Origin of the sequence: Chryseobacterium sp. RR2-3-20 (assembly GCF_017808115.1) — a bacterium.
GTDB classification, from domain to species: Bacteria; Bacteroidota; Bacteroidia; order Flavobacteriales; family Weeksellaceae; genus Chryseobacterium; species Chryseobacterium oryzae.
This window is the reverse complement of sequence record NZ_JADQBD010000204.1, coordinates 1-529: the sequence shown is the minus strand read 5'-3', so window position 1 is coordinate 529 and position 529 is coordinate 1. Positions and strand designations below refer to the sequence as shown.

At 29.5% G+C, this 529-nt stretch carries 1 protein-coding gene; it reads right to left on the bottom strand.

The genetic code is table 11. The features are described from left to right. Positions 1-168: 168 nt before the first annotated feature. A partial coding sequence (locus tag IV513_RS15690) for a reverse transcriptase domain-containing protein (RefSeq protein ID WP_209391485.1) occupies positions 169-529 on the bottom strand: 361 nt, incomplete at its 5' end.

The following is a 529-nucleotide window of genomic DNA, read 5'->3' as shown; positions in this document are numbered from 1 at the left end:
ATTAAAAGTTAACTTAGGATCAAATACAATTCCTAAATCGGTAATTCTATCTACAGACTGTAAATCTACATCATTCATTTTATATTGATAAACAAAATACTCCTTACAATAAAAAAAGGATATTGTTTTACATTTCGATATATTAAAAGGTAAACAGTTTTCTACTGATCAGTGATAAATGCCATCGATATCATCTTGTAATTTTTTACAATCATTTAAACATGTAATTGTTCTAAAAATTTTTAAATCATCTGCAAATAGTAGTATATTACTATTGCTGATGCATCCAATTATATCATTAATAAACAAAACAAACAGAAGAGGTCCCAAATTGGAACCCTGAGGCACTCCAGATTTAGCGGTATAATAACGTGACTCATAGTTGTTAACTAGTACAAACTGCTTTCTGTTACTGAGGTAAGAAGAAAGGAATTTTATAAGACAATTAGAGAATGAAAAACTACGCAACTTCCGTAAGATAACATTGTGATCCACTCTGTCAAACGCCTTAGCAAAATCAGTGTAGACA